This window comes from Streptacidiphilus sp. P02-A3a, from assembly GCF_014084105.1.
In the GTDB taxonomy this organism is placed as follows: Bacteria; Actinomycetota; Actinomycetes; order Streptomycetales; family Streptomycetaceae; genus Streptacidiphilus.
The window spans coordinates 5825395-5837542 of sequence record NZ_CP048289.1 but is presented as its reverse complement, the minus strand read 5'-3'; the positions used below and the strand labels follow the sequence as shown (position 1 = coordinate 5837542).

Here is a 12148-nt window from a genome sequence, read left to right as displayed (position 1 = left end):
GCGGTGGGCTCCCTACCTTTCCGGTCAGGGAGCCCGGTCCCGGCACGGCGGGTCGGCGAGCGGAAGGCGGGGGATGAGCGGCACAGGCTTCGAGTCGATCGTGGCGCTCGGCCCGTTCTTCGCCTTCGAGACCCACGACCCCGGCCCGGCCCCGGTCGAACCCTGGCGCGACCTGCGCGAGTTGGTCACCCAGCCGGGGACGCTGGCGGCGCGGGTGCACGGCGTGCGCGCCCAACTGGCGGCCCGCGCGGGGCTGCCGGTGACGGCGGTGGAGCCGCGGGTGGCCGCGTCGGTGGCGCACCTGGGCCTGGTGGCCAGGCTGCTGTCACCGGCCCTGGCCACCGCCGCGATCCTCGGCGTCCCGCTGCCGCTCGGGCTGGACGGCCTGCGCTGGCAGCCGGTGCCCGGCGGGATGTTCCCGCTCTCGGTGCCGCGGCGGCCGGTTCCGGACCGGGCCGTGGCCCCCGCCGAGCTGGCGGCGCTGCTCGGCGAGCTGCTGCTGGACGGCCCGGTACGCGAACTGGCGGCGGCGGTGCGCCCGTTCTCGGTGTCCGGGTTGATCCTCCGGGGCAACGCCGCGTCCGCGCTGGGCGGCGCGGTCACGGTGCTGGCGGCCTCGCCGCGGACCACCCCGGCCCAGGCCGGGCGGGCGCGGGTGATCGCCGCGCGGCTGCTCGACCATCCGTCCCTGCGCGGGGCGGCGGAGGTGGACGCCGCCGGGCGGTTCCGCCGCCGCAGCTGCTGCCTGATCTACCGCGCGGCGCCGGACGGCGCGGGCGGGTTCTGCGGCGACTGCGTGCTGGCCGCACCGAGGTCCCGGAGCCGGTCCCCGGAGCCCCCGATTTCGTGAGTTTCCTGAGAGTTCGTCGGTCCGGACGGGGCCCCTGGCCAGCGGCCCGAGGTGGGGAACTACCGTTCGTTGTGTGCGTGGGGGCGATCTTCGCGTACTGGATAGGGAGCGGTGGGATGGACGAGTCGGCTGGAGACGCGGCAACGGGGGAGAGTGTGGCCGACGCCCTGGTGGCGGACGGCGGCACGCAGGCCCCGTCGGCGGCGGACGGCGGTACCAGCGGGGGAGCGGTGGCGGGCGGCGGCCGCAAGCAGCGTCCGTTCTGGAAGGAGGTGCCGCTGCTGGTGGTGGCGGCGATCGTGATGGCGGTGATCATCAAGACCTTCTTCGTCCAGGCCTTCTACATTCCCTCGCAGTCCATGCAGAACACGTTGCAGCCGGGTGACCGGGTGCTGGTGGACAAGCTCAGCCCGTGGTTCGGGGCCACCCCGCAGCGCGGCCAGGTGATCGTGTTCAAGGACCCGGGCGGCTGGCTGTCCGGCGAGGACCTGCCCGCCCCGTCCACCAACCCGGTGACCCGGGACTTCCAGTCGGTGCTGAGCACGATCGGGCTGATGCCCTCCGCCAACGACCAGGACCTGATCAAGCGGGTGATCGCGGTCGGCGGCGACACCGTCGTCTGCAAGGCCGGAGCCCCGGTCTCGGTCAACGGCGTCGCGCTGACCGAGCCCTACATCTACCCGGGCGCCACCCCCTGCAACGACTACCCGGTCGGCACGGTGACCGTGCCCAAGGGCGACCTGTGGGTGATGGGCGACCACCGCAACGACTCCGCCGACTCCCGCTACCAGCGCCAGCAGGACAACGGCGGCGGTTTCGTGCCGCTGAAGGACGTGGTCGGCCGGGCGTTCGTGGTGGCCTGGCCGATCAGCCACTGGTCGGCGCTGTCGGTGCCGTCGACCTTCCACCAGAGCGGGCTCTCCTCGGCCGCGCTGCCCGCCGCGGCGGACGGCGCCGCACTGGTGCTGCCGGTCTCGCTCTGGTACCTCAGGCGCCGCCGCAACCGCCGCTGACCCGGGCGTTCAGCGGCGGCGCGGGGGTCGGCGGCGAGGGCGCGCGGTCAGTGGCCGGCGTCCTCGGCGGTGGCGTCGACCAGGCCGAGCCGCAGGTGCTCGACATGGAAGACGGCCTGGTCCAGCAGTTCCGCGACGTGGTGGTCGTACAGCGCGTACACCATGGACCGGCCGCGCCGCTCGACGGTGACCAGGCCCAGGTTCTTCAGCAGCCGCAGCTGGTGCGAGCAGGCCGAGCGCTCCATCCCGGCGGCCAGCGCCAGGTCGCTGGCCGCGCACGGGCCCTCGGCCAGCCGGGCCAGGATCAGCAGCCGGGACGGGGTGGCCAGGGCTTGCAGCATGGTGGCCACCCCGGCACTGCCGACGCGGTCCAGCCGCTCGCGCGCGCTGGCGCCCTGCTTCTCCTCGACTCCTCCGTGTCCCATGGCGGCATTGTACCCATGACATGTGAATAGCTGTTCAAATGTCATGGTGGCGCCGCCGCGCGGGTCAGTCCCGCCAGAGCTCGGCGGCGTGGGCGGCGGTGAGCGCGCCGATCCGGGCGAGCAGTTCCTCGACCGGCTGCGGGTCCAGTCGGCGGCCGTCCCGCAGCCGCACCGCGACCTGCCCGTCGGCGGCCTCCCTGGCGCCGATCACCGCCTGGTACGGCGCCAGCCGGACCTCCCGGACCCGCGCGCCCAGGCTGCCGCGCTCCGGTTCGCCGAGCCGGGCCCGCAGGCCGAGCGCGGTGGCCCGGTGCACCAGCGCCCGCGCCTGCGGCAGTTCGGCGTCCGAGACCGGCAGCACCGCCAGCTGGACCGGCGCCAGCCAGGCCGGGAACGCCCCGCCGTGCTGTTCGATCAGCTGGGCGACCGCCCGCTCCACGCTGCCGATGATGCTGCGGTGGACCATCACCGGCCGGTGTCGGCCGCCGTCCGCGCCGACGTAGCGCAGGTCGAACTGCTCCGGCTGGTGGAAGTCGACCTGGACGGTGGACAGGGTGGACTCCCGACCCGCGCTGTCCACCACCTGGACGTCGATCTTGGGACCGTAGAACGCGGCCTCGCCCTCGGCCGGCTCGTAGGGCAGACCGGAGCCGTCCAGCACCTCGGTCAGCAGCGCGGTCGAACGCCGCCACAGCTCCGGCGCGGCGACGTACTTGCCGCCCGGCCCCGGCAGCGACAGCCGGTAGCGGGCCGGGCTGATGCCCAGCGCCCGGTACGCCTCGCGGATCAGCGCGAGCGCGGCCCCGGCCTCCTCGGTGACCTGGTCCAGGGTGCAGAAGATGTGCGCGTCGTTCAGCTGGATCGCCCGGACCCGGGTCAACCCGCCCAGCACGCCCGAGAGTTCGGAGCGGAACATGCCGCCCAGCTCGGCCATCCGGAGCGGCAGTTCGCGATAGCTGTGCGCGCGGGACCGGTAGACCACCGCGTGGTGCGGGCACAGGCTCGGCCGCAGCACCACCTGCTCCGCGCCGAGCTCCATCGGCGGGAACATGTCCTCGCTGTAGTGCGACCAGTGGCCGGAGATCTCGTACAGCTCGCGCTTGCCGAGCACCGGCGAGTACACGTGCTGGTAGCCCGCCAGCCGTTCGGTCTCGCGGATGTACTCCTCCAGCGCGTGGCGGACGACGGCGCCGTCGGGCAGCCAGTACGGCAGTCCCGCGCCGATCAGCGGGTCGGTGTCGAACAGGCCGAGTTCGCGGCCGAGTTTGCGGTGGTCGTACACGGGGGTCTCCTCGCGGGCAGCGGGCGAGTGACCACAGGCGAAAGCCCCGGGGCACTCGCCCCGGGGCTTCGGTCCAAGTCATGACTCAGCGCGCCGGGACACTCTCCGGCGTCGTCGTCCATGCGGCACGCTTGTTCATGCCGGGGACGCTAGCAGGGACCGCGCGGCTCGCGCACGGGGTTTTCCCGGGCGCGGACAGCGCCCGGTCGGCGGGCAGGATGGGTGCATGAACGAGAACGAGCAGGACGCGGGCACGCCGGGGACGGGCGTCGACGGCACGGAGTTCGTGCACCACGTCGAGCTGTGGATGGACGACCTGGCCCTGGCCGAGCGGCAGTGGGGGCCGGTACTGGCCGCGCTGGGCTGCGAGCCGTTCCAGCACTGGGAGCACGGCCGCAGTTGGCGGCGCGGCGGCAGCTACGTGGTGATCGAACAGTCGCCCGACCTGCGCGTCGGAGGGCACGACCGGCTCCGCGCGGGCATCAACCACCTTGCCGTGCGCGGCGATCGCCCCGCCGCCGTGGCGGCGGCGCTGGCCGCCGGATGGTCGGTGCGGACCGACACCGGACAGGCGGTCCACCTCGTCGACGGCCAGGGCTTCGAGTTGGAGGTGGTGTACGGCTGAGCGGTCGGCCGCACCGGCTCAACTCCCGTTCCCGGACGGCTGGTAGTAACGTCCCGGGGTGCTCCCGAAGGCGTTCCTGAAGGCCTCGATGAAGGCGCTCGAACTGCTGTAGCCGCAGGCCGTGGCCACGCTGGTGACCGGGCTGCCGGCGGCCAGCAGGGTGAGTGCGTGGTGCAGCCGCAACTGGGTGCGCCACTGCGGGAAGGTCATCGTGGTCTCGGTGCGGAACAGCCTGCTCAGGGTACGCTCCGAGGCGCCGACGGCGGTGCCCAGCGCGGCCAGGGAGCGCTGGTCGGCCGGGTCCGCGCGGAGCAGCGCCTCGATCTCCCGCAGCCGGTCGTCGCGCGGCGAGGGCAGGCACAGCGGCAGCGCCTCCACCCGGCGCAACTGGTCCAGCGCGACCCGTTCCAGGTTCTCGCGCTGCGCCGCGCCGAGGTGGTCGTCGTCGGTCAGCGTGATGATCACCTCGTGCAGCAGCGGGCTGACCGCGAGCACGGTGGGCCGGTCCAGCCGCAGCGGGTCGACCGGCCCGGCGAAGACCAGCGTCCGCATCTGGGTCGGCCCGTGCGCCTGGTGGGCGTGCGGCACGGCGGCCGGGATCCACACCGCGCGGTGCGGCGGCACCACCCAGATCCCGATCGGGGTGGACACCTGGAGCACGCCGGAGCTGGGGTGGATCAGCTGGGCCTCGGCGTGGTCGTGCCACTCCACGCGCTCCCGGTGCAGCAGCGACGCGCGGGTGGGGCCCCTGAGGGGCTGGCGGTTTACCGACATGATTCGGCAGGATACCGATAGTCCGCAGGGGTGGCGACTGGTGATGCTGGTGCCATGACAGCATCCCAGGAGCGAACATGAGCGATATCGACGAGCGGACGGGCGGGGCAACGGCCCCGGCGACGGACAGCGAGGCGGGCCCGAGCGGCGGGGATCACCCGGACGGCGGGGCGCACGGCGCGGTGGTGGAGGCGTCCGTCTGGCAGCGGATGCGCCTGTGGGGCGTGGCGCACGCGGTCGACGACCTGTACCAGGGGCTGGTTCCGGCGAGCGTGCCGTACTTCGTGCTCGACCGGCACTACAGCTACGTGGCGGCGGCCGGGCTCACCCTGGCGGCGACGCTGGGCAGTTCGGTGCCGCAGCCGTTCCTGGGGGTGCTGGTGGACCGGGTCCGCTGGGGCTGGCTGGCCGGCGCCGGGGTCGCGGTCGCGGGCATCGGGCTCGGCCTGTCCGGGCTGTTCCACCCCTACCCGGTGGTCTGGGCGCTGATCATGGTCTCCGGGCTGGGCGTGGCCATGTTCCACCCGGCGGCGGGCAAATCGGCCCGCGAGGCCGCGGGCGACAGCGCCGGGGCGATGAGCGTCTTCGCGGCCGGCGGCAGCGTCGGCTTCTTCCTGGCGCCGGTGCTGGCCACCCCGGCGCTGGTGGCCTGGGGCGTCGGCGCGACCGCGCTGTTCATCCCGCCCGCGGTGCTGATCGCCTTCCTGCTGTACCGCAACCGGCACCGGCACCAGGCGCTGGCCGCCGCCCGGCCGCCGCGCACCGGCACCGACCGCTGGGCGCCGTTCCTGGTGCTCACCGCGATCGAGGTGGTCCGGTCGATGGTGTTCTTCGGTGTCAACACCTTCGTCGAGCTGTACTGGATCCGGCACCTGCACGCCTCGCGGCTGCTGGCCGGGACGGCGCTGGCGGTGTTCCTCGGCGGGGGAGTGCTGGGGACGCTGCTGGGCGGCCGGATCGCGGACCGGATCGGCATGGTCCGCACGGTCCAGCTCGGCGCGGCGCTGGCCATCCCGATGCTGGCCGGGCTCCGGTTCCTGCCGGGGAGCGTCGCTCCGCTGGTCTTCGCGGTGCTGGCCGGGGCGGCCCTGAACATGCCGTTCGCGGTGCTGGTCAAGCTGGGGCAGGACTACCTGCCGAACCGGCCCGGGACCGCCGCCGGGGTCACCCTCGGGCTCGCGGTCAGCATCGGCGGCCTGATCGCGCCGGTGTTCGGGGTGCTCGCGGACAGTGCGGGGCCGCAGGGGGTGCTCGCGGTGCTGTGCCTGATCCCGCTGGCGGCGTTGGGTCTGGGCCTGTTCCTGGTCGAGCCGAAGACTCTCGGTGAGGCGTGAGCACTGCTCTCGCCGGTGAGCGCCGCTCGCGTGGGCGAGTGCTCTCGACCGAGAGCTGAGCTCTTGGTCGAGAGCAGCGCTCTCCGTCACGATCACCGCCCTCAGACGCGAGCGGCGTCCAGGTTGGCCAGGATCTCGGCGACGGTCTGCTCCGGCGTCAGTGCGGAGCTGTCCAGCCACAGCCCCAGCCGGGGCGTCCGCTCGCGCAGCTCCCGGTCCAGCGCCTCCACCGTCCACACCCCGTAACCGGACTTCGGCCGGTCCCGCTCCCGGGCCCGCACCACCGCCGCCGACGGCGCCAGCACCACCACGTACAGCGGCCGGGTGCGCACCAGGCCCGGGTACGCCGCCAGATCGGGACCGAGCACGATGTCCTGCACCACGGCGGTGATCCCCTCGGCCGCGTACTGGTCGGCCACGCTCGCGGACAGCCGGTGCCGGAGCCGCAGTTGGGCCCGGGCCTGCTCGCTCGGCGACGGCAGCGGGTCGGCCCGGCCGGACACGATCATGCGCCGGAAGACGTCCCCGCGCACGTGCGCGGCGCGCGGCAGCCGCCGCGCGAGCAGCTCCGCCACGGTCGACTTCCCCGAGGCCATCACCCCGGTCACCAGGACCACCCCGGAGACCGGCGGGGCGGCGGCGCCCGCGCCTCCCCCGTCCCCGGCGTTCAGCTGTACACCTGGGCGACGTTGTCGCGCGGGGCCGGGAGGTGGTGGCCGGCCGGGCCCTTGGCGAAGGCGGTGAGCAGGTTCTCGGTGGTCCGGGTGACGAAGGCACCGGTGCGCGCGTCCATCAGGTGGTCGCTGCCGTCGTCGTGGGTGCCCGCCATCAGCCCCTCCACCCAGCGCATCGTGCCGGAGGCGAACACCCCGGCCCCGCCCGGCACGGTGTAGTACGCCGAGTCCGAGTGGCTCGACCTGCCCTCGCAGACCAGCGGCGAGTGGGCCAGGATCTCGATCGGGCGGGGCGTCGGGTAGCTCGGCGTCACCCGGTCGTACTCCACGCCGATCAGGTGCGGGAAGGAGTCCCCGGCCCTGACCCCGGTGCCCGCGTACAGCCAGTGGTCGGCGGCGTGGACCAGGTACGGCGCGTCGGTCGGATAGCCCTCGTAGATCACACCGGTGAGCGAGGACTCCGGGTCCGGGCTCGGCTCCGCGCGGAAGTCGGTGGTGACCGCCGGGTCGTCCCTCCCGTACAGCGGGTCGGCCTGGTAGTCGGTCTTGTAGCAGACCACCGTGCGCGCGTCGTCCTCGATCCTGATCCGGCGGAAGCAGGTGTTCGCGCCGAGGAAGGCGATGTTGCTGCCCGCGTCGCGGGCCGCGGTGACGGCGGCCCGCTGCTGCGGCGTCCAGTACTCGTCGTGCCCGAGCGAGAGCAGCGCGGTCGCGCCGTGCAGCACCTCCGGCTGCCGGTGCACGTCCAGACCGGTGGTGTACGCCAGCGGGATGCCCAGGCGTTCGGCGAGCACCACCAGCGCCCGCTCGTACACCAGGAACTTGTCGGCGCCGCTGCCGTCGTAGGGCCGGTCGAAGGACACCGCCAGCGAGCGGGTCGCGTAGGCGCCGCTCTCGCCCTGGTACAGGCTGTAGCCGCCCCACACGTTGTACGCCTGCCAGGTCGCCGCGCCGTGCATCAGCAGCGTCCGCCCGGCGGCGCTCGCGGACCTGACGATCATCGGCACGTACCGCTGGTGGCCGTCCTCGGCGTCCAGCCGCAGCAGGTACGCGCCCTCCGGCCAGTCGGCGGTGTCGACGCTGATCGTGGGCTCCCAACCGGTGGACACCGTCCGGGTGGAGCCATCGGGGCCGACGGCCGGTTGCAGACGGCCCGCGATCCGCGCCGAGCGCCACACCAACCGCGCCTGCGTGCCGCCGTACCAGCCGACCCGGTACGCCGAAACGGTGAATCCGGGCGCGGTGGTTGACGCGTGCAGCGCGAAGTGCTCCCCGCGAAGGACGCTGACCTGGTCGGTGTAGCCCTCGATGGCCTGCTGCGGTCCGGTCGGACCGAGCCGCCAGTCGGCGTTCCCGGGGCGGGCCTGCTCGGCCTGCTGCGCCGTCAGCACGCTGTCCCGGACGGCCTGTCCGGCGGCGTGCGAGGACGCGGCGCCGCCGGGTGCGGGCGCGGTGGAGTCGCACCCGGCCAGGGCGCCGAGCCCGACGACGCCCGCGCCGGCCGCCGCGGCCGCTCCCAGGAACCGCCTCCGCCGCACCCCTTGGTCGTCCACGTGTCGGAACTCCGTTCACCGCGAGGCCACTCGGCCTGCTTTCAGGTCACGTCCAGACTAGTCGGACGCGAGCCGGGATTCGGCGGCTGCCAGCGCCGCCACGGCCGACAACAGCACCAGCGTGCCCACGGCCGTCGCCGCCGACAACCGCTCGCCCAGCAGCGTCACCGCCAGCAGTGCCGCGCTGACCGGCTCGATCAGCATCACCGTGGCCGTGGTCGCGGCGCGCACCACCGCCGCTCCGGCGAAGTAGAGCGGGTAGGCCAGGGCGGTGGTGACGGCGGCGACGTAGGCCAGCAGCAGGACCAGCCGCAGCGGGTGCGCGGTGTGCGGCAGCAGGCCCTGCTCCAGCGCGAACGGGAACAGCAGCACCGCGCCGATGCCGAAGGACCACGCGGTCAGCGCCCCGGCCGACTCGCCCCCGCCGTGCCGTCCGGTCCAGCGCGCCAGCAGCGCGGTGCTGGAGTAGGCGGCGGCGGAGAGCAGCGCCAGCGCGATGCCCGCCGGGCGGACCGCGCTGGACTGGTTGCCGAGCACCAGCACGGCCAGCCCGGCGAGCGCGCCGCCGACCGCCAGCGCGCCGATCCGCCCGATCCGCTCGCCCAGCAGCAGCCGTCCGGCCAGTGCGGTGAACACCGGTCCGGCGCCGAGGGTGACGATGGTGGCGACGGCCAGTCCGGTGTCGCGGACGGCCGCGAAGTAGGCGGACTGGAAGACGGCCATGCCGACGCCCGCCCCGCCGAGCAGCAGCGCCCGGGTCCGGCGGGAGCGGGCAGTGGTCGGGCGGGCGGCGGTCGGGCGGGCGGCGGTCGGGCGGGCAGCGGGTCCGCCGGTGCGGCGCACGGCCTTCGCGGCGAGCAGGATCGCCAGCGCGCCGACCAGCCGCCAGAAGGAGATGGCGGTCGGGCCCAGGTCGCTGGAGCGGTAGACCAGGTCGACGGCGGCGCCGGTGGTTCCCCAGGCGGTCCCGGCGAGCGCCAGGTAGCCGAGTCCGCGCCGAACCGGCAGCGAAGGGACGGAGGATGACGCGTCGTCAGCTGACGCGGCGATGGGCGTGACAGTGCTTCGGGACATGACGGTGGGTGCTCCTGAGCTGGCGCGGCGGGCGGAAGGGGTTCCGTGCGCGGGCACAGCCAGGGAGCGCGTCCGCCCGCGAAGGGGGCGACGCGCCTATGCCGGAGGCGGCCCGCTCAGGCGGCGGGCGGCGGAAGCACGAGGGTGCACATGGTGGACAGCTTACGACGCCCGCGTCGCGAATCCCACCCCCGCGTGCCCGCGTGGGCATGCCACCGGGTGTCGACTGCCGGTGGCCCGTTCGGCGGTGGCTGTTACCGCGGTGTTAGGTCGGCCCGGGCACAGTGGGTGCGGTAGACACCGCAGACGGAATCAGGAGCCGACATGTCCGAGGGACGGTGTCCGGTGGGGCGGGTGCGCCGCTGGTGGCGGACGACCGACCGGGCGGAGGTACTGCTGTTCCTGGTGCAGGCCGTGGTCCTCTGGAAGATCTCGAACCTGCCCTCCTGAAGGCCGCGCTGATCCTTTCCCCGGGAGCGACTGGCATTCTTTGACGGGTTCATGACATAGTTGCTACGCGCTCCCCCCGGACGCGTCCGGTGCCCCGCCTTCGCGTGGAGGCGGGGCACCGTCTTCTCGGACCCCGGGTCGGCGGAGCCCATCAGCATTCCGACTGGCCGGGGGCGGTGCCCCCGGCCAGTCGCCGGATCAGGAGTCGGACGGTCCGAAGAACTCTATCTCGGCGATGGCGACCTGCTTGGTCGGGCTCTCGCCGTAGACGGACTCGATCACGAAGCGGACACTCGCCACGTCCCGGGCGTCCATGCCGAAGGTCTGCGGCTGGCCGTCGTTGAGGTTGATCTGCTGGTCGGTGACCTTGCCGGAGTTGTCGGTGATCTGCGCCTCCAGCTGCGAGGGGCAGGCGTCCAGCGAGATCGCGTCGGACTCGGAGCCGGCGCAGGGGGTGATGATCACGTTCAGCAGGTGCTGCGGGGAGGTGAAGTTCGCCTGGAGCCACTGACCGGTGTTCGCGTCGCCGTAGCCGGAGCCCCAGAACGTGTTGTTGTAGCTGTCCCCGGCCAGGCTCGCCGACTGGTTCGGACCCGAGTGCGAGGCCGACCAGGTGATCTCGTGGATCTGCGCCCGGGTGGCGAAGTGGTCCTCCACCGCGTGCGTGGCCGGGGTCGCCTCGTTGGCCACGGTGACCACCAGCGCCACCGCCACCGCCAGGCACAGCGTCCAGCGCACGATGCGGCCCAGATCCCGCCGCAGGCGCGGCCGTTCACCGGCCCAGGGCGCCTCGCGGCCACGGAAGTCCAGCAGTCGGCGCCACCACGGGCGGCGCTGCGGTCCGCCCGGGGACTCCGCCAGCCGCATCGCGCAGCGGCGGCAGAAGTGCCGGTCCGGCTGGTTGCCGGTGCCGCACCACGGGCAGGCGTCGCCGTGCGGCGTGTGCCCGTCGTCGCCCGGCTGCCGGACGGTCGGGCGGGCCGCCATCGGGGTGCCCGGAAGGACCGGCGCGACCTCGGGCGCCTGCGGCACCGGTCGGCTGCGGTCGGCGACCGGGACCAGCAGCGCCCGGGCCCGGGCGACGTCCGGCGGGACCGGAGCGGGCGGCGGGGTCGGGGAGTTCGGGTCGATGGGCTCGGTCAGCACCTCGGCGGTCTCGGCCTCCGCCGAGTCCACCGGCTCGGCCGCACCCCCCTTGCCGAGAACCGTTTCTGACGCGGTGTCACCAGGCTCGGACTCGGCCGCCGCGACCGGCTCAGGGCTCGCAGCCACCGCAGGGGCCGCCGGGGTCTCCGTGCCCGCGGGCTTCTCCGAACCCGCAGCGGTCACAGGAGTCGCAGCGGTCGCAGCAGTCGCAGTGTTCGCGGCGGTCGTGGCCGCCGTGCTGTCCGCCTCGTTGTCCCAGTTCAGGAACGACCCGCAGTCGTCACAGAAGGACTGCCCGGCGCGGGCCCGGCCGCCGCAGTCGGCGCAGCGCGGTTCCGCAGTCCTGGTGGTGTTGCTCACTTCTCGGGTCCTCTCTTGGCGGTCACCTGGACCGTGCAGGGAATGTGGGCGGGCCGGGCGGCACGCACGAGTTCGTCGAGCCGCTGGACGTCGATGGTGGCCGGGTCGTCGACCCGCAGCACCACCAGCAGGTGCGGCCGCGGGTCTCCGGGGAAGGCGCCGAGCGGACGCGCGGACCAGTCCGCGCCACCGCTCTCGGTGATCTCCGGCACCGTGCCGAAGGCCAGCCGGACCGCCTCGGCCAGGCCGCGCCGGGTGCCGCGCAGCCGGTGCAGCCCGGCGGCGGAGGCCACCGACTCCCGCAGCAGCGGCAGCGAGGTGTCCGGCTCGGTCTCCGCGCCGACCCAGCCGCCGAGCCAGGCGGTGAAGTCCTCCGGCGCGAGCGACGGCCGGAAGTAGCTGTCCATGCAGTCGAGGACGTTCAGCAGCGGCGCGATGACGTCGTCCAGGCCGGCCGTGAAACGCTGCGCCAGCTCGTCGTCGGCGTAGACGGCCGGGAGTTGCAGGCCGATCGGGTGGCGGGTGCCGAGGCCGTCGATCGAGCCCCGCCGGGAGCCGGAGGCCCGGGGTGCGGAAGGGGTGCTCATC

At 74.1% G+C, this 12148-nt stretch carries 12 protein-coding genes and 1 pseudogene; 5 read left to right on the top strand and 8 right to left on the bottom strand.

Annotated features, from left to right (window positions below; translation table 11 throughout):
* Positions 1-73 precede the first annotated feature (73 nt).
* Both GXP74_RS25040 and lepB read left to right on the top strand, forming a co-directional pair.
* Entirely contained in the window at positions 74-850 is a 777-nt protein-coding gene (locus GXP74_RS25040; RefSeq protein WP_182453494.1) for a (2Fe-2S)-binding protein, read from the top strand.
* A 116-nt stretch (positions 851-966) separates the two neighbouring features.
* On the top strand, positions 967-1863 hold the full coding sequence (gene lepB / locus GXP74_RS25035) for a signal peptidase I (RefSeq protein ID WP_182453493.1): 897 nt from the start codon (positions 967-969) through the stop codon (positions 1861-1863).
* Between the two features lie 47 nt (positions 1864-1910).
* On the opposite strand, the gene GXP74_RS25030 is transcribed toward lepB, so the two are convergent.
* The gene (locus GXP74_RS25030) at positions 1911-2288 is read right to left on the bottom strand and encodes a metalloregulator ArsR/SmtB family transcription factor (protein ID WP_182453492.1); all 378 of its coding nucleotides are present in this window, start codon (positions 2286-2288) and stop codon (positions 1911-1913) included.
* Positions 2289-2352: 64 nt separating this feature from the next.
* Positions 2353-3576, bottom strand: a pseudogene (gene thrS, locus GXP74_RS25025) (threonine--tRNA ligase); the annotation flags it as partial.
* Positions 3577-3796: 220 nt separating this feature from the next.
* On the opposite strand from thrS, the gene GXP74_RS25020 reads away from it, so the two are divergent.
* Positions 3797-4195, top strand: coding sequence for a glyoxalase (locus tag GXP74_RS25020; RefSeq protein ID WP_182453490.1), 399 nt, complete (start codon positions 3797-3799; stop codon positions 4193-4195).
* A gap of 18 nt (positions 4196-4213) precedes the next feature.
* Here the strand turns inward: GXP74_RS25020 and GXP74_RS25015 are convergent, their stop codons facing one another.
* Entirely contained in the window at positions 4214-4969 is a 756-nt protein-coding gene (locus GXP74_RS25015; protein ID WP_182453489.1) for a helix-turn-helix transcriptional regulator, read from the bottom strand.
* Between the two features lie 209 nt (positions 4970-5178).
* On the opposite strand from GXP74_RS25015, the gene GXP74_RS25010 reads away from it, so the two are divergent.
* On the top strand, positions 5179-6303 hold the full coding sequence (locus GXP74_RS25010; protein ID WP_225448676.1) for an MFS transporter: 1125 nt from the start codon (positions 5179-5181) through the stop codon (positions 6301-6303).
* 101 nt (positions 6304-6404) lie between these two features.
* On the opposite strand, the gene GXP74_RS25005 is transcribed toward GXP74_RS25010, so the two are convergent.
* The 3 genes from GXP74_RS25005 to GXP74_RS24995 are packed head-to-tail and all read right to left on the bottom strand — an operon-like array spanning position 6405 to position 9604.
* Positions 6405-6911, bottom strand: coding sequence for an AAA family ATPase (locus GXP74_RS25005; RefSeq protein WP_225448161.1), 507 nt, complete (start codon positions 6909-6911; stop codon positions 6405-6407).
* 59 nt (positions 6912-6970) lie between these two features.
* On the bottom strand, positions 6971-8530 hold the full coding sequence (locus GXP74_RS25000; RefSeq protein WP_182453487.1) for a N,N-dimethylformamidase beta subunit family domain-containing protein: 1560 nt from the start codon (positions 8528-8530) through the stop codon (positions 6971-6973).
* A 57-nt stretch (positions 8531-8587) separates the two neighbouring features.
* Entirely contained in the window at positions 8588-9604 is a 1017-nt protein-coding gene (locus GXP74_RS24995; RefSeq protein ID WP_182453486.1) for a DMT family transporter, read from the bottom strand.
* Between the two features lie 324 nt (positions 9605-9928).
* Here GXP74_RS24995 and GXP74_RS41655 point away from each other — a divergent pair, with 324 nt between their 5' ends.
* Positions 9929-10054 carry a hypothetical protein gene (locus GXP74_RS41655; protein ID WP_255528154.1) on the top strand — a complete coding sequence of 42 codons (126 nt, stop codon included), beginning with the start codon at positions 9929-9931 and terminating at the stop codon, positions 10052-10054.
* Positions 10055-10252: 198 nt separating this feature from the next.
* Here the strand turns inward: GXP74_RS41655 and GXP74_RS24990 are convergent, their stop codons facing one another.
* Positions 10253-11560 (bottom strand): zinc ribbon domain-containing protein, encoded by a 1308-nt coding sequence (locus tag GXP74_RS24990; RefSeq protein ID WP_182453485.1) that lies wholly within the window; start codon positions 11558-11560, stop codon positions 10253-10255.
* A complete protein-coding gene (locus GXP74_RS24985; RefSeq protein ID WP_182453484.1) occupies positions 11557-12147 on the bottom strand; it encodes a phage tail protein in 591 nt (196 codons plus the stop codon). The genes GXP74_RS24990 and GXP74_RS24985 overlap by 4 nt, the downstream gene beginning before the upstream one ends.
* Between the last annotated feature and the right edge of the window lies 1 nt (position 12148).

Bases quoted from the DNA above. Each gene is read 5' to 3' on its own strand.
- GXP74_RS25040 (WP_182453494.1), top strand. From the start codon at position 74: ATGAGCGGCACAGGCTTCGAGTCGATCGTGGCGCTCGGCCCGTTCTTC.
- lepB (WP_182453493.1), top strand. From the start codon at position 967: ATGGACGAGTCGGCTGGAGACGCGGCAACGGGGGAGAGTGTGGCCGAC.
- GXP74_RS25030 (WP_182453492.1), bottom strand. From the start codon at position 2,288: ATGGGACACGGAGGAGTCGAGGAGAAGCAGGGCGCCAGCGCGCGCGAG.
- GXP74_RS25020 (WP_182453490.1), top strand. From the start codon at position 3,797: ATGAACGAGAACGAGCAGGACGCGGGCACGCCGGGGACGGGCGTCGAC.
- GXP74_RS25015 (WP_182453489.1), bottom strand. From the start codon at position 4,969: ATGTCGGTAAACCGCCAGCCCCTCAGGGGCCCCACCCGCGCGTCGCTG.
- GXP74_RS25010 (WP_225448676.1), top strand. From the start codon at position 5,179: ATGCGCCTGTGGGGCGTGGCGCACGCGGTCGACGACCTGTACCAGGGG.
- GXP74_RS24995 (WP_182453486.1), bottom strand. From the start codon at position 9,604: ATGTCCCGAAGCACTGTCACGCCCATCGCCGCGTCAGCTGACGACGCG.
- GXP74_RS41655 (WP_255528154.1), top strand. From the start codon at position 9,929: ATGTCCGAGGGACGGTGTCCGGTGGGGCGGGTGCGCCGCTGGTGGCGG.
- GXP74_RS24985 (WP_182453484.1), bottom strand. From the start codon at position 12,147: ATGAGCACCCCTTCCGCACCCCGGGCCTCCGGCTCCCGGCGGGGCTCG.